We start from the raw sequence: 22,537 nt of genomic DNA, 5'->3' as shown, positions 1-22,537 counted from the left end.
GCCGTATAACTGCCAATCGATATGGCAGATCAGACAACCGCCGCATTGCTCGACCCCGCGCTGGCCGATGCCACCGATGGACCGGTGGTGCTGGCGGCCCGGCTGCACCAGCTCGGCAAGCGTCGCACGGCCCGCCACCGGCATGCGCGTGGGCAGCTGCTGGGTGCGCACCAGGGGCTGCTGCGGATCGCCGCCGACGACCTGCACTGGCTGCTGCCCGCAGGTCACGTCGCCTGGATACCGCCGTTGCTGCCCCACGCGCTGCTGGGCGCAGACGGGTTCAATGGCTGGAGCCTGTACTTCAACGCGGAGGCCTGCCTGGGTCTGCCCGCCACACCACGCATCTTCCAGCCCAATGCGCTGCTGCAGGCGGCGACAGCACGTGCGCTGCAATGGCCCCATGCGCCACTGGATGCTGCGCAGGCACGCCTGGCCGGCGTGATCGCCGATGAGATTGCCGCCAGCACGCCGCTGCCGCTGGCCCTGCCACAACCGCGTGACCGGCGCCTGGGCCGGATCGCCGCCGCGCTGGCTCGCGCGCCGCACGACAACCGCACCGTCGAGGACTGGGCCGTCAGCAGTGGCCTGTCCGGCCGCAGCCTGGCCCGCCACTGGCTGGCCGAGACCGGCATGACGCTGAGCCAGTGGCGGCAACGCCTGCGGGTGCTGCTGGCGCTGCCACGCCTGCTGTCCGGCGAGCCGGTGATCAGCGTCGCGCTGTCGATGGGGTACGACACGCCCAGCGCCTTCATCGCCGTGTTCAAGCGCGAGATGGGGGTGACGCCTGCGCGGTATGGAAAGGACTGACGCATTCGGCACTACCGCCGCCTTTCCGCACCTCCTAAGCTCGCTGTCGATCTCAAGGGAAGAACAGATGAAGTACGACGACGCCAGCTGGCATTCCGGCGGTGATTTCCCCACGGATCTTCCTGCAGAGGCTGGGGCTACTCACATTGGCATGTACCTGGCGTGGCTGCTGCTACAGGGAATGGCAAGCGCGGAACTCGCGGAAGACGCAGAAGAAGACCTGCAAGCGCTGCTGGAACGCAGAACGACGCCAGGCCTGTTCCTGCTGGAGTGCAGCGACGGCAAATTCGTCGACGATCTGATCAGTGATGAAGCCAACACGTTCACCGCTGCGTACTACGACCTCGAGAATGGCCAGTACCTGGACGACTATGAGGAACAGCTGGGCGCCAATGTCCCGGATCTGTACCACGTCGCCGATACCTGGGAGAACTTCGACCGCCTGGCGCCGGTGATTGCCCAGCGCTTCGCCACTTGGCAGGCAACCCAATCCTGAAAACAACGAGGCCCGGCATGACCGGGCCTCGTTTCATATCCGCCGGGCACAGCCCAGCGCTATCTCTGCGGTCAGCCGGAGATGGCCAGGCGCTCGTTGTGATAACGGCGCACGGCGGCGAACCACAGCACGGCGGCCAGGCCGAGGCTGGCGCCGAGGTAGATGGCCCAGACCGCGGGTGTGATGGTCTCGTGGCGGATCACCTTCAGCAGCATCTGGTTCTGCGACAGGAACGGCACGGCGTACTGCCACAGCTGGCTCTTCACCGGGTAGGCAATCAGCGCATAGCCCGGCAGCATCGGCAGAAGCATCAGCCAGGTCATGTGGCTCTGCGCTTCCTTCATGCTCTTGGCCGCTGCGGCCAGGAAGGTCAGCAGCGAGGTGCCGATCAGCAGCATCGGCAGCATCACCAGCAGCATCTGCACCATCGCCATGATGTTCATGTTGAGCTGGCGGCCGATGTTGCCGGGGGCGATCTGCGCGCTCACCTTGAACGCGGCCAGGGTCAACAGCAGCGAGGCAAAGCCGACCATGCAGGCGGCGGCGATCTTGCCGCTGACAATGGCACTGCGCGACCCCGGCGTGGCCAGCAGCGGCTCCAGCGACTGCCGCTCACGCTCGCCGGCGGTGGTGTCCATCACCAGGTAGGCACCACCGAGGAACGAGGTGAGAGTCAGCAGGATCGGCAACAACGCCGACAGCATCAGGCCACGCTTGGCTTCGGCACTGGCCATGTCCTGGCTGGCCACGTCCAGCGGCCGTGCGACCTGGGCGTCGATGCCCCGCGCCATCAGCCGCAGCGCCCCTACCTGGCCGTTGTACGTGGCCAACGCCGCCTGCAGGCGCGCAGTGGGCACCTCGGCGGCACGTCGTGTGCTGTCACTGATCACCTCCACCAGCGCCGGCTTGCCATCGGCCCAGTCCCTGCCGAAGTCCGGGCTGATGCGCAGCGCCACGTCGATGTCCTGCGAACGGATGGCCTCGGCCAGGTCCTTCGGCGCAGCAGCGGTATTCAGGCCCTGGGCAGCCAGGAAGCGCACCAGGTTCGGCGCATGTTCGGCGCCGATGGTGGGAATCTGCAGCGGCTGCTCGATCTGCGTGCGCACGCGGCTTTCGGACAGCTTGCCCATACCCAGGATCAGCAGCGGGTACAGCAGCGGCCCGAACAGCAGGGTCAGCGCCAGCGTACGCCGGTCGCGCGACAGGTCACGCAGCTCCTTGCGCATCACCGTCATCAGGGTCGACATCATGCTCATGCGTGCAGGCCCTCTTCGCTGCCGATCAGTTTCACGAACGCATCCTCCAGGTTGGATTCGCCGGACTGCCCGCGCAGTTCATCGGCGCTGCCGGCGGCCATCACCGTGCCCTTGGCGATGATCACGATGTGATCGCACAGCGCGGCCACCTCCTGCATGATGTGGCTGGACAGGATCACGCAGCGGCCTTCTTCGCGCAGGCCCAGCAGGAAGCGGCGCAGTGCGCGGGTGGTCATCACGTCCAGGCCGTTGGTCGGTTCATCGAGAATGACGTTGCGCGGGTCGTGCACCAGTGCGCGGGCGATCGCGGTCTTGGTGCGCTGGCCCTGCGAGAAGCCATCGGTCTGGCGGTCGAGGATGTCCCCCATGTCCAGCGCGTGCGACAGCACCTCGATGCGCTCGCGGATGCGCTCGGCCGACAGGCCATGCAGTTCGCCGAAGTAGGCGATGTTCTCACGCGCGGTCAGGCGCTTGTAGACGCCACGCGCGTCGGGCAGCACGCCGAGATGGCGACGCACTTCCACCGGATTGCGCGCAGCATCGACACCATCGACGCTGATGCTGCCCTGGTCGGGGGTCATCAGCGTGTACAGCATGCGCATGGTGGTGGTCTTGCCCGCACCATTGGGCCCCAGCAGGCCGGTGATGCGGCCATCCTCGGCGCGGAAGCCGACGTTGGACACTGCCTGGATACGGCCGGTGCGGGTGTCGAAGGCCTTGTGCAGGTTGTCGGCGACGATCATGGTTCCCATCCGTTGAACGAGGTGAACGCCGGCACGTAGCTCAGCGTGTCCAGGCAGCCGGCATCCAGCGCCTTGGCATCGGTCGTGTCGATGAACTGGCCGAGCAGGCGCGGCATGCAGCCGGCAGTCAGCGTGCCGTGGCCCTGGCCACGGGCGACCAGCGCGCGTCCATTGGGCAGGCCCTTGAGGACCTGCTCGGCATAGCGCGGCGGGGTCACCGGGTCCAGTTCACCAGACAACAGCAGCGCCGGTACGTCACTGCGCAGCGGCACGGCATTGGCTGCCGGTGCCGGCCGGTGCGGCCATGCCGGGCAGGCGGCAAAGAAGGAACTTGCCACGTCGTTGCCGAACAGGCGCCCGGGATCCTCGGCCGGCGCCTGGTAGCGCGGCGCGTCTTCGCTGCAGATCACCGACCAGTGCATGCCACGGTTGATCTGGAAATCCATGCTGCGGTTCGCACCGCGCGCCAGCGAGGCGAGCGGTGCGTAGCGGCCGTGCGCGGCTTCATCAAGAACCAGCGGCAGCAATGAGGCGTACTGGGGTACGTAGGAAAACGCAAAAGCCAGGCCCACCACGCTGTCCGGTGTCAGCACATCCTTGCGGGTGTCGTAGGTGCCAGGATCGCGATACTCGACCGGAACCGGTGCACGGCGCAGGGTCTCGACCACGCTGCGCAGCTGCGCACGGGTATCGGTCGGGAAGCGCCTGCTGCAGGCAGCGTCCTTGCGGCACTGCGCCGACTGCAGGGCGATCGCGTCTTCGAACGTCCTGGCGAAATCGCCGCCCACCACCAGCTCATTCGGCACCACGCCATCGATGACGATGCTGCGGGTGTGCTGTGGATAGGTACCCGCATAGCGCTGGGCCACGCGGGTGCCGTAGGACGCACCGATCAGATTGACCCGGTCCACGCCCAAGGCCTGGCGGACCGCGTCCAGGTCGGCAATGGCTTCGGTGGTGGTGTAGAAACGTGCGTCCGCACGTCCCTGCAGGGAAGCCGCGCATCGCTGGGCATAGTCGCGCAGCAAGGCCTCGGAGGGCGCCGCGTCCTCGTCCATCGGCAGTTCCTTTCCGTCCGCGCCGAGGCAGCTGAGCGGGTTGGAGCCGCCGGTGCCGCGCTGGTCGACCAGGAAGATGTCCCGCTGCTTGCGCACCTGGCGCAGCGCGGTATCGACGATGACGGCCACTTCGCTGGCGGCCTGGCCGGGGCCACCGGCCAGGAAGAACACCGGGTCGGGCTGGCTGGAGCCGCTGCTGCCCGATTCCAGCCAGGCGATGCGCAGGCCGATGCCCCGGCCAGCGGGCTGGGCCCGGTCCTCCGGCACCTGCAGGGTGGCGCACTGCGCTTCCACGTTGGCACTGGCACCTACCGTGGACAGCGTGCAGGGCTGGAAGTCGATCGTGCCGAAACGGCGGCTGGGTGCATCGCTGGCGCCTTCGGCGGCGGGTGACGGTGACTGGCTGCAACCGGCAAGCATCAGGCTGGCCAACACTGCGGCCAACGCGAGGTGGTGTCTTTGCATCGTGCTCGTTTCCCCTGGAGGACGTTCCTGGCAACCACGACGGGCTGCCGCGGAAGATGTGACTCAACTTACACGGGCACGGCGTCGTCGGCGATGGGCAGACGCGAAATCTCCGCCGGCGTGGCGCAGGCCAGGCGATCGCGGCCGGCGGCCTTGGCCCGGTACAGCGCCGCGTCTGCCGCTGCCAGCAGCGTGGACAGCTCGCCCTGGCCGTCGTCCATCGCCAGGCCGATGCTGGCAGTGAACGTCACCGGCCCGGTGGCCAGCCGCGCCGGCTTCTGCTGCAGAGCGGTACGGATCGCCGCAGCCCGCGCCATCGCTTCCGCCTGCGTGCTGCCGGCCAGCACCAGCACGAACTCCTCGCCACCGTAGCCGCCCAGCAGCGTGTGATGGCCCTGCAAACCGTGCTGCATCAACGCAGCGAAGTGGCGCAGTACCTCGTCTCCGGCCAGATGGCCCCAGCGATGCAGAGCAGGAAGCCAAGCACGGTGAGGGTGGGGAAATCCACGGACATGCGGCGCTCATCGGCCGGGGCGGCGCGCGCATCTTGGCGCCTTGTGCTGCGTTCCCCGTGGCGCTGCCTGGCCCGATGGAGATGCGGGGTCTGAAAACGGCGAGCACGGCGGCCGGTGCCTGCGCAGAATCCGTGGGAAACCAAGGAGACGCCCATGCATGCGTGGTACCTCGGTGGCATCGACCACCGCCCGTTCCTGCACCTGTTCGAAAAGAGCGACACCGCGCTGGCTGCGCTGGGCATCCGGCGTCGCTGGGCCGGCGAATCAGGAGGACACCCCTGCCGGATCAGCCTGAGCGATCCGCCCGGTGGCAGCGAGCTGCTGCTGTTGTCCCACGTGCACCTGCCCCTGCACTCGCCCTATCACGCCTCGGGCCCGATCTTCGTACAGCGTGGCGTGACCCGTTGCGTGCTGCCGCCAGGCGAGGTGCCCCCGTATGTGCAGCGCCGGATGATCTCGTTGCGCGCCTATGACCAGGCTGCATTGATGCTGGCCGCCGAGATCAGCGCAGGCACGGATGTCGGCGCTCGGCTGGACGCGCTGTTTGCCGACCCTGCCGTGGCCTTCGTGCAGCTGCACAACGCGGCCCACGGCTGCTTCTCGTGCCAGGCGGATCGCGTCGGCACGACGTCGACATGGCCGGATCTCCACGACGTGATCGTTGCCACGCCGAACACGTGATCGCCAGCGCATCCGTTCAGGCCCACGTGAAGCCCGCGGGAAGGGCTTCACACCCACAGTCACGGATCAGCATTTCCATGGTTCCGCACCCGGCACCGCAACTCGATACTCGCCATGGTGCCGCCGAAAGTCCGCCGCGCAGCGCAACTCTGCGGTCACCGCTCTCTTTCGACGACCACAAGGAAGCGCCATGTCATTCCAATCCACACCGCTGCTGCTGGCTACTTCATTGGCCGCCGCTGGCCTGTTGCTGGCCGGCGATGCTTTTGCCCACGGCACCATGACCACGCCGGTCAGCCGCGTCTATGCCTGTTTCCAGGGCAATCCGGAGAACCCGACCAACCCGGCCTGCGCCGCCGCGAAAGCGGTGGGCGGATCGCAGGCGTTCTACGACTGGAACGGCATCAACCAGGCCAACGCCAACGGCAACCATCAGGCGGTGGTGCCCGACGGCAAGCTGTGCAGCGGCAACAATGCCACCTTCCGCGGCCTGGACGTGAACCGCAGTGACTGGCAGACCACGCCGATCCACGCCGATGCCAATGGCAAGTTCACCTTCGTGTTCAAGGCGACGGCGCCGCACGCCACGCGCGACTGGCGCTTCTTCGTCACCCGCGACGGCTGGCAACCGGGCAGCCCGTTGCGTTGGGCCGACCTGCAGGAGTTCTGCACGCTGGGCAATACACCGCTCTCTGCCGATGGCACCTACAAGCTGCAGTGCACGCTGCCGCAGCGCACCGGCCAGCATGTGATCTACAACACGTGGCAGCGCTCGGATTCGACCGAAGCGTTCTACACCTGCATGGACGTACGCTTTGAAGGCGGCAGCGGTGGTACGACGCCGGCACCGCAATGGCAGGATGCCGGCCCGGTCACCGCCCGCGGTGAATTGCCGGTCGGTACGACGCTGGCACTGCGCGTGTTCAATGCCAGCGGCAACGATGTCGAACGTGTGGAAGCGACGCTGACCAGCGGCCAGACCTCGGCCGCGCAATGGCCCTTGGCGCTGGCCCGCAAGGTCAATGCCAGTGCCCGGCATGCGCGCGTGGGCGTGCTTGCCAATGGCGTGATCACGCCGTCGGCGTCGGCGTCGGCCACCGACAATCGCGTGTACCTGAAGGACGGCAACCGCTTCCAGCTCGATACCCAGGTGCCGGACCCGGGTACGCCATCGCCAGGTGGTGATTTCGACCACGTGTACCCGGCGGGCATCGGCAGCTACGTGCCGGGCCAGACCGTGGTGAAGAGCAGCGACGGCAAGCTGTATGCCTGCCGCCCGTTCCCGGAGGGTGCATGGTGCAACGTCAATGCCGAGGCCTACCGGCCGGGCGTGGGCGCGGCCTGGCGCGATGCGTGGATCGCGTACTGACGCAGTGATGTGGGAGGCGGTGCACATCACACCGCCTCCTGGCTCCCCTGTCGCGCAGTGGGGCGCGCGTTGCAGAAACAGAGGAACCCAGCAGCCTTTCAAACTTGTCTGATGGGCATATGGCGGCTACATGGGAAGACTCCGCGAGGTTTCCAACACTTCGCAAAGGAGTTCCTGCATGCACCTGTCCCATCGGGCCGTCCTCGCACTGTCCGCCGTTGTCGGCCTGGCACTGTCCGGCAACGCCTTCGCCCACGGCACCCTGTCCAAGCCGCTCAGCCGCGTGAAGCAGTGCCACGAGGGCAATCCGGAGAATCCGACCAACCCGGCCTGCGCCGCCGCCAAGGCCATCGGCGGCGCCCAGCCGTTCTACGACTGGGCCGGTGTCAACCAGGCCAACGCCAATGGCAACCATCAAGCGGTGGTTCCAGATGGCGAGTTGTGCAGCGGCGGCAACAGCAAGTACCGCGGCCTCGATCTGAACCGCAGTGACTGGCCGACCTCGCCGATCCGCGCCGATTCGCGCGGGCGCTACACTTTCGAGTTCAAGGCACCGGCCCCGCATGCTACCCGCGAGTGGAAGTTCTACGTCACCCGCGACGGCTGGCAGCCGGGCAGCCCGCTGCGCTGGGCCGACCTGCAGGAATTCTGCACGCTGGGCAACGTGCCGGTCTCCGGCGACGTCTACAAGCTGGATTGCCCGCTGCCCAAGCGCAGCGGCCAGCACATCATCTACAACACCTGGCAGCGCTCGGATTCCGGTGAAGCGTTCTATACCTGCGCGGACGTGCGCTTCGAAGGCGGTGGTGGCGTTGAACCGCCGCCGCAGTGGCAGGACGCCGGCCCGGTCACCGCCCGCGGTGCGTTGGAAGAAGGCACCACCCTGACGCTGCGCGTGTTCAACGCCCAGGGCAATGATCTGGAGCGTCCGGAGATCACCCTGGCCGCAGGTCAGACCGCTGCGAACCAGTGGCCGCTGGCGCTGGCCCGCAAGGTCAACGCCAGTGCACAGCAGGCGCGTGTGGGCGTGATGAGGAACGGCGTGATCACGCCGGTCGCCTCGGCCACCGAGAACCGCGTCTACCTGAAGCCGGGCAACCTGTTCCAGATCGATACCCGCCTGCCGGGCCCGGTCGATCCGGTCGATCCGCCGCCGGGTGACGACTACGACTTCGTGTATCCGGCCGGTATCGGCAGCTACACGCCGGGCGAAACCGTGGTCAAGGGCACCGACGGCAAGCTCTACGCCTGCCGGCCGTTCCCGGAGGGTGCGTGGTGCAACATCAACGCCGATGCCTATCGCCCGGGCACCGGTTTCGCCTGGCGCGATGCCTGGGTCGCGTACTGAGGCAGGCGACCGGGGGCGGCGTGGCGCCGCCTCCGGTTCTTGGAGTTGCCGGCCAGCGGCCGGCACTACCAGGGTTCGTGGGGCTGCCCGGCCAGCGACCGGCACTACCAGGGTTCGTGGGGCTGCCGGCCAGCGGCCGGCACTACCCTGACTTACTTGCTGCTGACGTACTTCTCGCGGCGGATCTGCGGGTTGCCCAGGCCGGCGGCCTTCAGCAGCTCGGCACAGGCATCGACCATGTCCGGGTTGCCGCACAGGTAGGCGATGTCGGTGGCCGGGTCCGGCGTTAAGCCGGCCAGCGCCTGCTGCACGTAGCCGTGCTGTACGTCCGGGTGCGGATCAGCCGGGAGTTCACGCGACAGGCACGGAACATAACGGAAGTTCGGGTGCTTTTCGGCGAAGCTGTAAAAATCTTCGCTGTACAGCAGCTCGCCCGGGCTGCGCGCGCCCTGCAACAGCACGATCTGCACACCGCGTTCGGCCATGGCCTTTTCCAGCAGCGGCAGCATCGAGCGGTACGGGGTAACGCCGGTACCGGTGGCGATCAGCAGGTAACGGGCGTTGTGGTCACCGGGATTCAGGCAGAACCGGCCATAGGGGCCGGACGCACTGATCTGGCCGCCCTGCTCCAGTGCCTCGAACAGGGCCGTGGCGGCGCCACCGGGCACGAAACTGACGGCGATATCCACCGCCTCGCCTGGGCCCAGCGCGTGGTCGTGGATGGTCGCCAGCGAGTAGCTGCGCTTGGTTTCGGTGCCGTCGGCGTAGCTGAAATGGACCTGGATGAACTGGCCGGGCTGGAAATCCAGCGGCTGCCCATCGTCACGCACGAACTGGTAGTGGCCGACGGTCGGGGCCAGCATGCGGCAGCCGACCAGCTTGAGGGGGAATTGAACAGGCACGACTTTTCGGGACAGTGTGTAGCCGGGGCAAGCCCTCGGGGTCTTCTATAATAGCCCCTCCCCGCCCCTCTCCAGCGCCAGCCCATGGGCGCGAAGGCTTCGAGCTTGGCATCCCAGAACGATACGGCGCCCGCCCTGCGCGTGCGCGACCTGCGCAAGACCTACGACAACGGCACCCAGGCCCTGAAGGGGGTTTCCCTGGAAGTGGCCCCGGGCGACTTCTTCGCCCTGCTCGGCCCCAATGGCGCCGGCAAGTCGACCCTGATCGGCATCATCAGCTCCCTGGTCAACCTCAGCGAGGGCCAGGTGGAAGTGTTCGGCAGCGACCTGGTGCGCAACCGCAGCGCCACCATGCGCCTGATCGGGCTGGTGCCTCAGGAAATCAACTTCAACCTGTTCGAGAAGCCCTTCGACATCCTGGTGAACTACGCCGGCTTCTATGGCGTACCGCGCGAGGAAGCCGAGCAGCGCGCCGAAGAGGAACTGAAGCGCGCGCACCTGTGGGAAAAGGCACAGGTGATGAGCCGCACGCTGTCCGGCGGCATGAAGCGCCGGCTGATGATCGCCCGCGCGATGATGACCCGCCCGCGCCTGCTGATCCTGGACGAGCCGACCGCCGGCGTGGACATCGAGATCCGCCGCGACATGTGGCGCGTGCTGAAGGAGATCAATGCCGCAGGCACCACGATCATCCTTACCACGCACTACCTGGAAGAAGCCGAGTACCTGTGCCGCCACCTGGCGATCATCAACCATGGCCAGATCGTCGAGCAGGGGCCGATGCGCACCCTGCTGGCCAAGCTGGACGTGGAGGGCTTCCTGCTGGACATCGACGGTGACCTGCCGGCACAGCTGCCGGTGATCGAAGGTGCGACGCTGACCGCGCCGGACCCGCACACGCTGGACATCGACATGCCGCGCGCAATGGACCTCAACCGCGTGTTCGCCACGCTCAACGAGGCCGGTATCCGCGTGCGTTCGATGCGTACCAAGAGCAACCGCCTGGAGGAGCTGTTCGTGCGCCTCACCGGCAATCTGGAGAAGCCTGCATGAGCACCACCGAGCTGACCGACGGCCAGCGCAACCGCATCGCGCTGATGACCATCGTGCGCCGCGAAGTCGCCCGCATCATGCGCATCTGGGGCCAGACCCTGGTGCCGCCGGCGATCACCATGACCCTGTACTTCCTGATCTTCGGCAACCTGATCGGATCGCGCGTGGGTGACATGGGGGGCTACACCTACATGCAGTTCATCGTGCCGGGCCTGGTGATGATGAGCGTGATCCAGAACAGCTACGGCAACATCAGTTCCTCGTTCTTTGGCGCCAAGTTCGGCCGTCACGTGGAAGAACTGCTGGTCAGCCCGATGCCGAACTGGGTGATCCTGTGGGGCTACGTGGCCGGCGCCGTGCTGCGCGGCCTGATGGTGGGCGTGATCGTGCTGATCATCGCGATGTTCTTCACCCCGGTGCGCATCCCGCACCCGCTGGTGATGCTGACCACGGTGATCCTGGGCGCGACGATCTTCTCGCTGGCCGGCTTCATCAACGCGGTGTATGCGAAGAAGTTCGATGACGTGGCGATCGTGCCGACCTTCATCCTGACCCCGCTGACCTACCTGGGTGGCGTGTTCTATTCGGTGAAGCTGCTGCCGGGCTGGGCCGAAGCGGCCACGCACGCCAACCCGATCTTCTACATGGTCAACGCGTTCCGCTATGGTCTGCTGGGCAGCAGCGATGTACCGCTGCCGGTGGCCTACGGCCTGATGATCGGTTTCGTGGTGGTGCTGACGGCGTTGGCGCTGTGGCTGCTGCGTCGCGGCGTGGGCATGCGCAGCTGAGTTTTGCCTGCAGGGCCTGCGGCCCTGCACCCGCTGAATCAACGTCAACGTCAACTTCAACGGCAAAAGCTGACTAGCCGGGGATGGCGGGGTGGGTCCGGTTGCGGGGGACGCCGTGAATCCGTCCATGGAGGCTTGGCCGCGGCATCCATGCCGCAGACACCCCCGCAACCGGACCCACCCCGCCTTCGACAGATTGCCGCTGCTGTTGGTGGGTGTCGACCTTGGTCGACACGATGGATCCACGCCATGCGTGGATGGAGCGTTCACGGTAAGGCCGACGCCCGGATCTTTTCGTTCGGAATTGCGGCTAGGCTGTGGCGATGAAGATCACTTCCATTCCATTGGACAAGGCCGTTGTGGACGGCCCCATCGATGCCTTCAGCCATGCGTTGCTGGGCGATTCACCCACGCTGGATGAGGTGCTGGAATACCTGGCCTCGCGGCACGCGGCTGATCCCCGGTATCGCTACCTGTGCACGCTCGATGATGTCGGCCAATGCCGCTACACCAGCATGCATGCGTCCGACGACGCGCGCATCGCGCTGTACGAGGACGAAGATCCGGAAACCCCCGAAGATGCATTGGCGGCACGCGAGCGGTTGCTGGCGCATGTGGTCGCGCAGCTCGAGCATTCCTCTCATCGGCTGGAATGGAGCGCGCTGGCGGGCACGCTGATGTGCAGCGACGAGGACATCGAGGCGCTGGTCGCTGCCAATGCAACGCCGGACCTCATCGTCGACGAGGTGGTCTGCTTACAGCAGGTGCCGGTGGACCGCGATGACCTGCTGATTGCCGCCCTGCCCAACGGTTACTTCAGCGCGGACTGGGACATCTTCCAGAATCACGCCCTGATCCGGCACCTGCAGGAGCACCATGGCTACCGCTTGTTCGGACTCGGCGCATCGTGGCTCGGCTTCCAGCGCGACAGCGCGCCGTCGCCTGCACAGGCAAATGCGTTGGTCGCGGACCTGCAGCGCGTCTACGCGGCCGGAACGCATGACACGTGGTCAAAACTGGCTGCAACCCTGGCCACCCGCACCACACTGCTGTTGGGCTACACCGAAGACTTCAGCGAACAACTGCCCTGAGCACCGCTCTACACGAGCGAGCGCAGCGAGCGACCCGCCTCCGCTCCTGATCTGTTTTCCGTGGTGGCCGCACCCGGAAACTGTCAGGGGTCGTGTGCGATGGGCTCGCGGGGGTATCCGCGCCTTGGATGGCGCGGCTAAGCCCCCAGGGGTGAGGGCGCTTTGCTTGCGAAGCATTGCTTCGCAAGCGCCCGAACGCACAGCCGCCAGCGGCTGGGCCGGACCGCGGAGCGGGGTTCACGGCGTCCCCCGCGAACCCATCGCACACGACCCAGCTCATGAAACCAACTGCGCGAACCACCACGAGGGGCTCCGCCGTTGGCCGCAATCTCCGGCACAATCGCAGATCTGATTCCCCAGAAAGCGGTGAACGTGCAATGCGCATCCTGATCCTCGGCGCCGGCGGTACCGGCGGTTACTTCGGTGGTCGTCTGGCCCAGGCCGGCGTGGACGTGACCTTCCTCGTGCGCCCCGCGCGCGCCGCCCAGCTGGATCGCGACGGCCTGGTCATCCGCAGCCCGCTCGGCGATGCCAGCTTCCCCGTGCAGCATGTCACCGCTGATGCACTGCCCGCATTGGCCGCGCAGAAGCCGTTCGACCTGGTCATCCTCAGCTGCAAGGCCTACGACCTCGACAGCTCGATCGACGCCATTGCTCCAGCCGTGGGCGCGAACACCACCGTGCTGCCGATCCTCAACGGCCTGCACCACTACAACGCGCTGGACCTGCGCTTCGGCCGCGACGCGGTGCTCGGCGGCCTGTGCTTCATCAGCGCCACCAAGGCACCCGATGGCGCCGTGCTGCATCTGGGCAAGCCGGCCAAGCTCACCTTCGGCGAGCGCGATGGCGGCGCGGCGTCCGCACGTGTACGTGCCTTCGCCGCCGCCTGCGCGCAGGCCAATCTTGATCACCTGGCGAGCGAACACATCGGCCAGGAACAGTGGATCAAGTACACCTTCCTGACCGCGCTGGCCGCCGCGACCTGCCTGCTGCGTGCGGATATCGGCACCATCGTCGCCACCGATGATGGCGAGGCGATCGTGCGCGGCCTGTACGACGAATGCCTGGCCGTGGCCGAAGCTGCCGGTGAGCCGATTCCCGATGCCGCGCAGGACACCGCACGCGGCACCCTCACCCAGGCGGGCTCTGCGTTGAAGGCATCGATGCTGCGAGACCTGGAAGCCGGCCAGCAGGTGGAAGCCGAGCAGATCGTCGGCGACATGCTGGCGCGTGCACGCAAGGCCGATCAGGAAGCCCTGCTGCTGCAGGTCGCCTACAGCAGCCTGCAGGCCTACCAGGCACTGCGCGGCGCGTGAGCCTCCCGTTGCAGGCCAGCGCGCTGCCTACGCGGGTGCTGATCCTCGGTATGGGCTGGAGCGGATGCGTGCTGGCCACGCATCTGCAGGCACGGGGCGTGCACGTCGTCGGCACGGTGCGTGACCCCTCGTCGGCGCCGGACGATGGCCTGCTGCGGCATCAGCTGCGCGCCGACGTGCCACCGTCATCAGCCCTGCTCGATGAGATCGCGCAGGCGGAGGCCGTGCTGTGCAGCGTGCCGCCAGATGCCGAGGGCGACCCGGCACTGCGTCTGCTGCTGCCGGCACTGCAGAACAGCCCGGCACTGCGCTGGGTGGGCTATCTGTCGTCCACGTCGGTGTATGCCGACCGGGCCGGCGGCTGGGTTGACGAGCACAGCGCAGCCGATGCCACTGAAGCAGCCGGCGTGCAGCGCCGGCGTGCCGAAGCGCAATGGCGTGCGCTTGCAGAGGAACGTGGCATCGCTTCGGCGGTGTTCCGCCTGCCCGGCCTGTACGGCCCGGGGCGCAATGCGTTGCTGCAGCTGTCACAGGGCCGTGCCCGCCATGTGATTCGGCCGGGCCTGGCGTTCAACCGCCTGCACGTAGAGGATCTTGCGGCAGTGATCGTCGCGGCGATGCAGCGACCGGTTGCGCAGGGGATATACCTGCCCAGCGATGACGAGCCGGCCCCACCGCAGGATGTGCTGGCCTTCGCCGCGAAGCTGGGCGGGTTTGCGATGCCACCTGCCGTGGCATGGGACGACCCTGCACTCAGCCCGGCGCTACGGCGCTTCTACGAGAGCAACAAGCGCATCGACAGCCGTGGCACGCGTGAAGCGCTGGCGTGGCAGCCGCGCTTCCCCAGCTACCGTGAGGGCCTGCGCGACCTGCTCCGGTAGTGCCGGCCAGCGGCCGGCACTACCGTCAACCCGCGTCGGGCAGGCGGAAGAACGCACGCGTCGCCGCAGTCGCATTGGCCGCCGTCACTGCAACGTCCTCGCCACGGTCACGCGCCAGTTCTTCCACGATGTGCGAGAGGAACATCGGTTCGTTGCGGCGGTCCTTCGGCATCGGCTTCAGCGTGCGTGGCAGCAGGTAGGGCGCATCGGTCTCGATCATCAGGCGGTTGGCCGGGATGTTCTTCACCAGTTCGCACAGGTGCGCGCCACGGCGCTCGTCGCACAGCCAGCCGGTGATGCCGATGTACCAGTCCTGGTCCAGGTAGTCGAACAGCTCGTCGCGTTCGCCGGTGAAGCAATGCACCACCGCCGGGCCTATGCGACCTTCGAAGTTCTTCATCTGTGCCATGAAATCGGCATGCGCGTCGCGCTGGTGCAGGAACAGCGGCTTGCCATTGTCCGCGGCCAGCTGCAACTGGCGCTCGAAGGCACGGTGCTGCGCCGGGCGCGGCGAGAAGTCACGGAAGTAGTCCAGCCCGCACTCGCCCACCGCCACCACTTCCGGGTGGTCATGCAGCGCGCGCATCTCGGCATCACATTCCTCGGTGTACTCCACCGCATGATGCGGGTGCACGCCGGCGGTGGCATACAGAAAGCCCGGGTGCTGCTGCGCCAGCTGCAGGGCCAGCGGCGAGTGCTCGCGGCTGGCGCCGGTGATGACCATCTGCACCACGCCGGCCTGGCGCGCGCGGTCCAGCACGGCGTCGCGGTCGCGGTCGAAGGAGTCGTGGGTCAGGTTGGCGCCGATATCGATCAGGTGCATGGTCATCGCGGGGGAAAAGTGCCCGCGCATTGTACCTGCGGCCGCCATGGCCCCTTATCCTTTGCCCATGAATGCCCCGCTCTTCCCGATTTCCCCGCTGCTGCCGCAGATCCAGCAGCACCTGGCCGTGCAGCCACGGCTGGTGCTGGAAGCCCCGCCCGGCGCCGGCAAGACCACGCAGGTACCATTGGCCCTGCTCGAAGCACCATGGCTGCAAGGCCGGAAAATCATCCTGCTGGAGCCGCGCCGGGTCGCCGCACGCAGCGCCGCGCTGTTCATGGCACGGCAGCTGGGCGAAGAGGTCGGCGGCACGGTCGGCTACCGCATCCGCTTCGAGAACAAGGTCTCGGCACGCACCCGCATTGAAGTCGTCACCGAAGGCATCCTGACCCGCATGCTGCAGGACGACCCGATGCTGGAAGAGGTCGGTGCGATCCTGTTCGACGAATTCCACGAGCGCCATCTCAGCGGTGACCTCGGCCTGGCGCTGGCGCTGGACGTGCAGGCGCAGCTGCGCGATGACCTGCGACTGGTAGTGATGTCGGCCACGCTGGACGGCGAGCGCCTGGCACGCTTCCTCGATGCGCCGCGGCTGAGCAGCGAGGGCCGCAGCTACCCGGTGACGGTCAGCCATTTCCCGGCGCGCCGCGATGAGACGCTGGAACTGCAGGTGCGCCGCGCGGTGCAGCAGGCTCTGGCCGATCACCCCGGTGACCTGCTGGTGTTCCTGCCCGGCCAGCGCGAGATCGCGCGGGTGCAGGCTGGCCTGCAGGAATCGCTGGATGCCGGCGTCGAAGTACTGGCCCTGCATGGTGAGCTGCCGGTGGAACAGCAGGCGCGCGTGCTGCAGGCCGCCAGCGATGGCCGCCGCCGCGTGGTGCTGGCCACCAACGTGGCGGAGTCGTCGGTGACCCTGCCCGGCGTGCGCGTGGTGATCGACAGCGGCCAGGCACGCGAACCGCGCTACGACCCCAACAGCGGCTTCACCCGGCTGGACGTGGTGTCCATCGCCCAGGCGGCGGCCGACCAGCGCGCCGGTCGCGCCGGTCGCGTGGCCGAAGGCGTGGCCTGGCGGCTGTGGCCGCAGTCGCAGCGATTGGAGCCGCAGCGCCGCGCCGAGATCGACCAGGTGGAACTGGCCGGACTGGCACTGGAACTGGCCGCCTGGGGCAGCAGCGACCTGCGCTTCCTCGATCCGCCACCTGCCGGCCCGATGGGCGCCGCCCGCGAACTGCTGCAGCGGTTGGGCGCATTGTCCAGCAGTGGTGCGATCACCGCACTCGGCCGCCGCGTACTGGCGCTGGGTACGCACCCACGGATGGCGGCGATGCTGCTGGCCGCGCCCGATACACGTTCGCAGGCGCTGGCGGCCGATCTGGCCGCGCTGCTGGAAGCTCGCGATCCGCTGCGCCAGGGCGGTGACGCGCTGGCGAGCCGCTGGCGCGCACTGGCCGCGTTCCGCAATGGCCGCACACCGGGCGATGCCAACCGCAGCGGGCTGGCCGCCATCGATGCCGCCGCCAAGCAGTGGCGTCGCCGCCTGCGCTGCGAAGCCACGCCGCCGGCCAGCATCGAGGCCCATGAGCTGGGCGACCTGCTCGCTCACGCCTTCCCTGATCGGATCGGCTTCCAGCATCCCAGCGATCCACTGCGTTACCTGCTGGCCAATGGGCGCAGCGCGCGCCTGCACGAGCTGAGCGACCTGCGTGGCGAACCGTGGCTGGTGGCCAGCGAGCTTCGCTTTGAGGCACGCGATGCGCTGCTGCTGCGTGCCGCACCGGTGGACGAAGGCCAGCTGCGCAGGGCGTGGCCGGAGCGCTTCGTCACCGAAGACGTGGTGCGCTGGGACAGCGAGCGCCGCGCCCTGGTGGCCCTGCGCGAGACCCGTTTCGACCGGATCGTGTTGGACAGCCGCTCGGCCGGCCGGGTCGATCCGCAGCACGCCGCGCAGGCGCTGACCGATGCGGTGGCCGAGCTCGGCCTGCAGGCGCTGCCGTGGACCGAAGGCCTGCGCCAGTGGCAGGCACGGGTGGAATCGCTGCGCCGCTGGATGCCCGAGCTTGGCCTGCCCGACTGCAGCGACGACGCCCTGCTGGCCAACCGTGCGCAGTGGCTGCAGCCCGCGTTCGCCGGCAAGACGCGACTGGATGCGCTGGACGAATCCAGCTTCGGCGAAGCGCTGAAATCGCCACTGGAGTGGTCACAACGGCAGCTGGTCGAACGCCACGCACCGACCCGCATCACCGTGCCGTCCGGACTGGAGCGGCCGATCACCTATGCGCTGGACAGCGAGAGCGGCGATCCGCTGCCGCCGGTGCTGGCGGTGAAGCTGCAGGAACTGTTCGGCCTGGCCGACACGCCGCGCATCGCCGATGGCCGCGTGCCGCTGACCCTGCACCTGCTCTCCCCCGGTGGCCGCCCGCTGCAGGTCACCCAGGACCTGCGCAACTTCTGGGAAAGCACCTACGCCGAAGTGAAAAAGGAGATGAAGGGCCGTTACCCGCGCCACCCATGGCCGGATGATCCGTGGACGGCGACGGCCACGCACCGGGCCAAGCCGCGCGGAACCTGACGGGCGGGGTCGGATCCCATTGCATCGCGATGGGCTCTGACCCCAGGCGTGGCGCTGGGGTCAGAGCCGTTTCCCAACGGAAAGGGATCCGACCCACCCTGCCTGATCCTGAATGGCTACGCTAAAGTCACACCGCCTGCGTCCCCGACTGACATACCGTTTACGGGCAACACGCGACACTGGACTTAGACCCGAGGCAAAGGACCCCCGCATGAGCAAGCTGACCGTAATCACCGACCGCGCTCTGGAGCGCGCCCTGGAGCTGGCCCACACCGCCGGCGATGGCCTGAAGAGCGCCGGTGGCAGCCTGCGCAACGCGGACTGGATCAAGACCGGCGCCGCCCTCGGCGCAGTGAAGACCGGCGGCAAGGTCGCCACCAAGTTCGCCCGCCGCAACCCGGCCGTGACCATTGCCGCGGCTGCCGTCGGCGTCGGCCTGCTCGGCTATGCGCTGTACCGCAAGCAGCAGAAGAAGAAGGCTGCCAATGGCCACGTGGTGAATGGGCAGGCGCAGCGCATCAACGCACGCGACCGCCGCAACGACACCGTGGTGGACGAGCACAGCGATATCGGGAGCGACGCCTGAGTGTGACCGACCGGGTCAGAGCCCTTCCTGCGGAAGGGATCTGACCCCGAGCCAGGGCCGGATGCCGCGAGGTATCCGGCCTTTCTGTTTCAACCGATCTGCCGCCACTGCCCCGGCTGCAGGTCGTCCAGCCGGTAGGGCCCCATCGCCACCCGCACCAGCCGCAGCGTTGGCAGGTTCACTGCCGCGGTCATGCGCCGCACCTGGCGGTTGCGGCCCTCGCGGATCGTGATCGCCAGCCAGGCATCGGGCACGGTCTTGCGGAAGCGCACCGGCGGATCGCGTGTCCACAGCGACGGCGCCGGATCGAGGCGCTCGATCTTCGCCGGCAGGGTCGGCCCGTCGTTGAGCACCACGCCGTCGCGCAGCTGTTGCAGCTGCTCTTCGCTGGGCGTGCCTTCCACCTGCACCCAGTAGGTCTTGTCGGCCTTGTGCCTGGGGTCGGTGAGCTTGTGCGCCAGCGTACCGTTATCCGTCAGCAGCAGCAGGCCTTCGCTGTCATGGTCCAGGCGACCGGCGGCATACACGCGCGGCGGCAGGCCGAACCCGGCCAGGGTCGGCCGCGGCGGTACGCTGCGGTCGGTGAACTGGCAGAGCACGTTGAAGGGCTTGTTGAAGGCGATCAGCATTGCGGGCACGGCAGTCGGCGGGTGGGGCATTGTCCCATTCCCGCATCGCCGCCGCGATCACCACTCAGCCGAAGACCTTCCTTTCCATCAACAGCGCAACGAGCACCACCACGGCGCCGCACGTTGCGGCAGCGTTGGCGCGATACCGTAGCCGCGCTACCGGTGGGCAGGCCCTGCGCGCACGTTCGTCCCACAGGCAGCCCACGAGCAGCACCGCAAAACCTGCCGCCGCCACGAGATCATGCACGTGACCCGCATGGAACACGAAGTCATACAACCGCGGCAGCGCCATCAATGCGAAGGCGAAGTACAGCACTTTCTTCAACAGCACACTCCATTGGTGGCAGCGCCGGGCATTGCCCGGCCGCTACCCATTCCGCCCGACACCGCGCTGCGCGCTCACCAGGCGCAGCCCGGCGCCCCCTTTACGGCTTGATGAAGCGCAGGGTCATGCGGTCGCTTTCGCCGATCGCCTGGTACTTCGCATCATCGGCCTTGTCGTGCTGGTTGGTCGGCGGCAGCGTCCACACGCCGTTCGGGTGGTCCTTGGTGTCGCGCGGGTTGGCGTTGACCTCGCTGCGCGCGTCCAACCTGAAGCCGGCGGCCTCGGCCATCGCGATCACCTGCTGCTGGCCGACATAGCCGGTGTCATCGTCGTCGGCCACGTCGGCCTTGGCGCGGTGCTCGACCACGCCCAGCACGCCGCCCGGCTTGAGCACGTTGAAGAAGCCCTGGAACATGCCCTGCGCCTGGCCGGCCTTGCGCCAGTTGTGCACGTTGCGGAAGGTCAGCACCACATCGGCTGAACCGGCCGGGCCGAACACCGGCTTGGCCGGATCGTAGGCCACCACGGCAGTCTTGCCGAACTGTGCCGGTGCAGCGGCGTACTTCTTTTCCAGACTGTCGCGGCTGCGCTGCTGGTAGTCGCGTCCACGGCCTTCGGGCACCGCCATCGGATCGACCACCGCAGCAACGTAGTGGCCCTTGTCGTGCAGCAGGGGCGCCAGGATCTCCGAGTACCAGCCGTTGCCGGGGGTGATCTCGATGACGGTCTTTTCCGGCGTCACCTTGAAGAACGACAGCGTCTGCGCCGGGTGGCGGAAGCCGTCGCGCTTGACGTTGTTGGCATCACGGGTGGGTGCCTTCACCGCCGCGTCGATGGCCGGCGACACCTGGATCTTCGCCGGCGCCACCGTGGCCGGTGCGGCGAACGCGGGAACAGCGGCAAACAGGGCCGAAGCAAGCAGCAGGCGGCAACCACGCAGGGACGAAGCAGGCATCATCGGAGCGACTCCAGCGGAAGATGCGGCGAGACTAGCAGCCGCGGCGTCCCAGGTGTTCACAAAACGTTAGCTGCGTGCCTATCGCGGAACACTGTTTTGTGGTCGCCGCCGCAGCACGGTCACACTACGCGTTTTATTCTGGAGCACTTCCCCCAAGGAGTCCGTGCCCATGACGGCAACCCGCGAACTGGGCCGTTCCGGCCTGCATGTACGTCCGCTCGCCTTCGGTGGCAATGTGTTCGGCTGGAGCGCCGATGAGAAGGCCAGCTTCGCCCTGCTCGATGCCTTCGTCGACGCCGGCTTCAACCTGGTCGACACCGCCGATGTGTATTCGGCCTGGGTGCCGGGCAATGCCGGCGGCGAATCGGAAACGCTGATCGGCAAGTGGTTTGCCCGCAGCGGCAAGCGCGACAAGGTGGTGCTGGCGACCAAGGTGGCCAAGTGGGCCGAACGCCCCGGCCTGACCCCGGACAACATCAATGCGGCGGTCGAGGATTCGCTGCGCCGCCTGCAGACCGACGTGATCGATCTGTACCAGGCCCACGAGGATGACGAGTCGACGCCGCTGGAAGCGACCCTGGCTGCATTCGGCCGGTTGATCGAAGCTGGCAAGGTGCGTGCGATCGGTGCTTCCAACTACAGCGCCACGCGCCTGGCCGATGCGCTGAAGGTGTCCACCGACTACAAGCTGCCGCGTTACGAAACCCTGCAGCCGGAGTACAACCTGTATGACCGCGCCGGCTACGAAAAGGAACTGGAACCGCTGGTGCAGCGCGAACAGATCGGCGTGATCGGCTACTACGCGCTGGCCAGTGGCTTCCTCAGCGGCAAGTACCGCACGCCGGCCGATGCGGCCAAGAGCCCGGCGCGTGGCGAGAACGTGGTGAAGCGCTATCTGAATCCGCGTGGCCTGCGCATCCTGCAGGCACTGGATGACGTGGCCAGCAAGCACAACGCCAGTGCCGCGCAGATCGCACTGGCATGGCAGATCGCACGGCCGTCGATCACCGCGCCGATCGTCAGCGCCACCAGCGTCGAGCAGCTGCACGATCTGCTGGCGGCGGCCAACGTGTCGCTGAGCGTGCACGATGTCGCGCAGCTGGATGCCGCCAGCGCGGAAGCGTGAGGGCCGGTAGTGCCGGCCGCTGGCCGGCATTGCACACATACCGAAGAAAATAATTGAACAAAATGGTTGCGCACGACTAAATCGTGGTTTATCGTGCGCACCTCGTTTCAACAACCACTGGAAACTTCCCTTGAACGCGCATTCCGTCGCCATCGCCAAACTGCTGCCATGCCTGCGCATGGACGGGCCGGCGCGCGCGTTCGGCAAGGAAGACCAGCTGACAACGGCCTGATACCCGCCCTGCGGAGATCGGCCACCCCGATCTCCGAGGCCTGACGACGCCCTCGGAACGCAAGTCCCGGGGGCGTTTTCGTTTGCGTCGACACAAGGACCCGCGATGCCAGAACTGCACCCCGCGCGGCGACCCGCCGCTCACTGACCCAGGCTTTTCCCGCCCCGCCGAAGGATTTACTTCGCGCGACTGGCAGCGCCTGGACATTATCTGCATCGCATCAGAACATTATCGCTCGCCGATAATGTCGGTGGCCTGCACCCTCGATTATCCAACGGTCCCGTTTCAACCACGGGCTGGTGCGCGCGGCGTTGCCGTGGCGTATGCCGGAGGTCGCGGACATGCCATCGCCTGGATCGCCTGCTGGAGGCAGGCACCGGTTCGCCGGTACTCGGTTCGATTCCGCGCGGTCCCCAACTGGATAGCTCAGCTTGGTCAGAGCAACGGATCCGTAATCCGTCTGTCGTGGGTTCGATTCCCACTCCAAACCACATGACCTGTCACGTCATGACTTGAA

General features: G+C 67.3%; 22 protein-coding genes and 1 tRNA gene. 14 read left to right on the top strand and 9 right to left on the bottom strand.

Annotated features, from left to right (window positions below; genetic code table 11):
• Positions 1 to 21 precede the first annotated feature (21 nt).
• Both AC5P5S_RS12440 and AC5P5S_RS12435 read left to right on the top strand, forming a co-directional pair.
• On the top strand, positions 22 to 807 hold the full coding sequence (locus tag AC5P5S_RS12440) for a helix-turn-helix domain-containing protein (protein ID WP_062605401.1): 786 nt from the start codon (positions 22 to 24) through the stop codon (positions 805 to 807).
• Between the two features lie 67 nt (positions 808 to 874).
• Positions 875 to 1,303, top strand: a complete 429-nt coding sequence (locus AC5P5S_RS12435; protein ID WP_062605400.1) for a DUF7832 domain-containing protein — start codon at positions 875 to 877, stop codon at positions 1,301 to 1,303.
• Between the two features lie 71 nt (positions 1,304 to 1,374).
• Here AC5P5S_RS12435 and AC5P5S_RS12430 read toward each other — a convergent pair whose 3' ends face one another.
• From AC5P5S_RS12430 to AC5P5S_RS12415, 4 genes are all read right to left on the bottom strand, one after another.
• Positions 1,375 to 2,559 carry an ABC transporter permease gene (locus AC5P5S_RS12430; protein ID WP_012481564.1) on the bottom strand — a complete coding sequence of 395 codons (1,185 nt, stop codon included), beginning with the start codon at positions 2,557 to 2,559 and terminating at the stop codon, positions 1,375 to 1,377.
• Positions 2,556 to 3,302, bottom strand: a complete 747-nt coding sequence (locus AC5P5S_RS12425) for an ABC transporter ATP-binding protein (protein WP_049417898.1) — start codon at positions 3,300 to 3,302, stop codon at positions 2,556 to 2,558. Before AC5P5S_RS12425 ends, AC5P5S_RS12430 begins: the two co-directional genes overlap by 4 nt.
• The gene (locus AC5P5S_RS12420; protein ID WP_062605398.1) at positions 3,299 to 4,825 is read right to left on the bottom strand and encodes an alpha/beta hydrolase; all 1,527 of its coding nucleotides are present in this window, start codon (positions 4,823 to 4,825) and stop codon (positions 3,299 to 3,301) included. Before AC5P5S_RS12420 ends, AC5P5S_RS12425 begins: the two co-directional genes overlap by 4 nt.
• A gap of 68 nt (positions 4,826 to 4,893) precedes the next feature.
• Positions 4,894 to 5,277, bottom strand: coding sequence for a diguanylate cyclase (locus tag AC5P5S_RS12415; RefSeq protein ID WP_081113725.1), 384 nt, complete (start codon positions 5,275 to 5,277; stop codon positions 4,894 to 4,896).
• Between the two features lie 216 nt (positions 5,278 to 5,493).
• On the opposite strand from AC5P5S_RS12415, the gene AC5P5S_RS12410 reads away from it, so the two are divergent.
• The 3 genes from AC5P5S_RS12410 (at position 5,494) to AC5P5S_RS12400 (ending at position 8,738) form a co-directional block, all read left to right on the top strand.
• On the top strand, positions 5,494 to 6,021 hold the full coding sequence (locus AC5P5S_RS12410; protein WP_062605394.1) for a DUF1203 domain-containing protein: 528 nt from the start codon (positions 5,494 to 5,496) through the stop codon (positions 6,019 to 6,021).
• 190 nt (positions 6,022 to 6,211) lie between these two features.
• Positions 6,212 to 7,390, top strand: a complete 1,179-nt coding sequence (locus tag AC5P5S_RS12405) for a lytic polysaccharide monooxygenase (RefSeq protein ID WP_062605393.1) — start codon at positions 6,212 to 6,214, stop codon at positions 7,388 to 7,390.
• A 178-nt stretch (positions 7,391 to 7,568) separates the two neighbouring features.
• A complete protein-coding gene (locus tag AC5P5S_RS12400; RefSeq protein WP_005411565.1) occupies positions 7,569 to 8,738 on the top strand; it encodes a lytic polysaccharide monooxygenase in 1,170 nt (389 codons plus the stop codon).
• Positions 8,739 to 8,890: 152 nt separating this feature from the next.
• Here the strand turns inward: AC5P5S_RS12400 and AC5P5S_RS12395 are convergent, their stop codons facing one another.
• Positions 8,891 to 9,640 carry a ferredoxin--NADP reductase gene (locus AC5P5S_RS12395; protein ID WP_081113724.1) on the bottom strand — a complete coding sequence of 250 codons (750 nt, stop codon included), beginning with the start codon at positions 9,638 to 9,640 and terminating at the stop codon, positions 8,891 to 8,893.
• An 84-nt stretch (positions 9,641 to 9,724) separates the two neighbouring features.
• Here AC5P5S_RS12395 and AC5P5S_RS12390 point away from each other — a divergent pair, with 84 nt between their 5' ends.
• The 5 genes from AC5P5S_RS12390 (at position 9,725) to AC5P5S_RS12370 (ending at position 14,769) form a co-directional block, all read left to right on the top strand.
• Positions 9,725 to 10,693, top strand: a complete 969-nt coding sequence (locus AC5P5S_RS12390) for an ABC transporter ATP-binding protein (protein WP_005411567.1) — start codon at positions 9,725 to 9,727, stop codon at positions 10,691 to 10,693.
• The gene (locus AC5P5S_RS12385; protein WP_005411568.1) at positions 10,690 to 11,481 is read left to right on the top strand and encodes an ABC transporter permease; all 792 of its coding nucleotides are present in this window, start codon (positions 10,690 to 10,692) and stop codon (positions 11,479 to 11,481) included. The genes AC5P5S_RS12390 and AC5P5S_RS12385 overlap by 4 nt, the downstream gene beginning before the upstream one ends.
• Positions 11,482 to 11,804: 323 nt before the next feature.
• Positions 11,805 to 12,572 carry a hypothetical protein gene (locus tag AC5P5S_RS12380; RefSeq protein ID WP_062605388.1) on the top strand — a complete coding sequence of 256 codons (768 nt, stop codon included), beginning with the start codon at positions 11,805 to 11,807 and terminating at the stop codon, positions 12,570 to 12,572.
• Positions 12,573 to 12,949: 377 nt separating this feature from the next.
• Complete coding sequence (panE, locus tag AC5P5S_RS12375; protein WP_150359352.1) at positions 12,950 to 13,888, top strand: 2-dehydropantoate 2-reductase; 939 nt, start codon at positions 12,950 to 12,952, stop codon at positions 13,886 to 13,888.
• Positions 13,889 to 13,938: 50 nt separating this feature from the next.
• The gene (locus AC5P5S_RS12370) at positions 13,939 to 14,769 is read left to right on the top strand and encodes a Rossmann-fold NAD(P)-binding domain-containing protein (protein WP_231336844.1); all 831 of its coding nucleotides are present in this window, start codon (positions 13,939 to 13,941) and stop codon (positions 14,767 to 14,769) included.
• Positions 14,770 to 14,794: 25 nt separating this feature from the next.
• On the opposite strand, the gene AC5P5S_RS12365 is transcribed toward AC5P5S_RS12370, so the two are convergent.
• Positions 14,795 to 15,592, bottom strand: coding sequence for a TatD family hydrolase (locus AC5P5S_RS12365; protein WP_231336653.1), 798 nt, complete (start codon positions 15,590 to 15,592; stop codon positions 14,795 to 14,797).
• Between the two features lie 67 nt (positions 15,593 to 15,659).
• On the opposite strand from AC5P5S_RS12365, the gene hrpB reads away from it, so the two are divergent.
• Together hrpB and AC5P5S_RS12355 are read left to right on the top strand one after the other, a co-directional pair.
• The gene (hrpB, locus tag AC5P5S_RS12360; RefSeq protein ID WP_231336654.1) at positions 15,660 to 18,164 is read left to right on the top strand and encodes an ATP-dependent helicase HrpB; all 2,505 of its coding nucleotides are present in this window, start codon (positions 15,660 to 15,662) and stop codon (positions 18,162 to 18,164) included.
• Positions 18,165 to 18,375: 211 nt separating this feature from the next.
• Positions 18,376 to 18,750, top strand: coding sequence for a hypothetical protein (locus AC5P5S_RS12355; protein WP_005411574.1), 375 nt, complete (start codon positions 18,376 to 18,378; stop codon positions 18,748 to 18,750).
• A gap of 89 nt (positions 18,751 to 18,839) precedes the next feature.
• Here AC5P5S_RS12355 and AC5P5S_RS12350 read toward each other — a convergent pair whose 3' ends face one another.
• From AC5P5S_RS12350 to AC5P5S_RS12340, 3 genes are all read right to left on the bottom strand, one after another.
• The gene (locus AC5P5S_RS12350; RefSeq protein ID WP_088611055.1) at positions 18,840 to 19,379 is read right to left on the bottom strand and encodes a pseudouridine synthase; all 540 of its coding nucleotides are present in this window, start codon (positions 19,377 to 19,379) and stop codon (positions 18,840 to 18,842) included.
• A gap of 64 nt (positions 19,380 to 19,443) precedes the next feature.
• Positions 19,444 to 19,710 carry a hypothetical protein gene (locus AC5P5S_RS12345; protein ID WP_012481577.1) on the bottom strand — a complete coding sequence of 89 codons (267 nt, stop codon included), beginning with the start codon at positions 19,708 to 19,710 and terminating at the stop codon, positions 19,444 to 19,446.
• 94 nt (positions 19,711 to 19,804) lie between these two features.
• Positions 19,805 to 20,662, bottom strand: a complete 858-nt coding sequence (locus AC5P5S_RS12340; RefSeq protein ID WP_012481578.1) for a class I SAM-dependent methyltransferase — start codon at positions 20,660 to 20,662, stop codon at positions 19,805 to 19,807.
• A gap of 169 nt (positions 20,663 to 20,831) precedes the next feature.
• On the opposite strand from AC5P5S_RS12340, the gene AC5P5S_RS12335 reads away from it, so the two are divergent.
• Together AC5P5S_RS12335 and AC5P5S_RS12330 are read left to right on the top strand one after the other, a co-directional pair.
• Entirely contained in the window at positions 20,832 to 21,788 is a 957-nt protein-coding gene (locus AC5P5S_RS12335) for an aldo/keto reductase (RefSeq protein ID WP_049397671.1), read from the top strand.
• Between the two features lie 649 nt (positions 21,789 to 22,437).
• A tRNA-Thr gene (locus tag AC5P5S_RS12330) sits at positions 22,438 to 22,511 on the top strand.
• The last annotated feature ends 26 nt before the right edge of the window (positions 22,512 to 22,537 follow it).

It is taken from the genome of Stenotrophomonas sp. YJH_SMC_54 (assembly GCF_059368435.1).
Note: the sequence above shows the minus strand (reverse complement) of the source record. Positions and strands in the feature narration are given on the sequence as shown.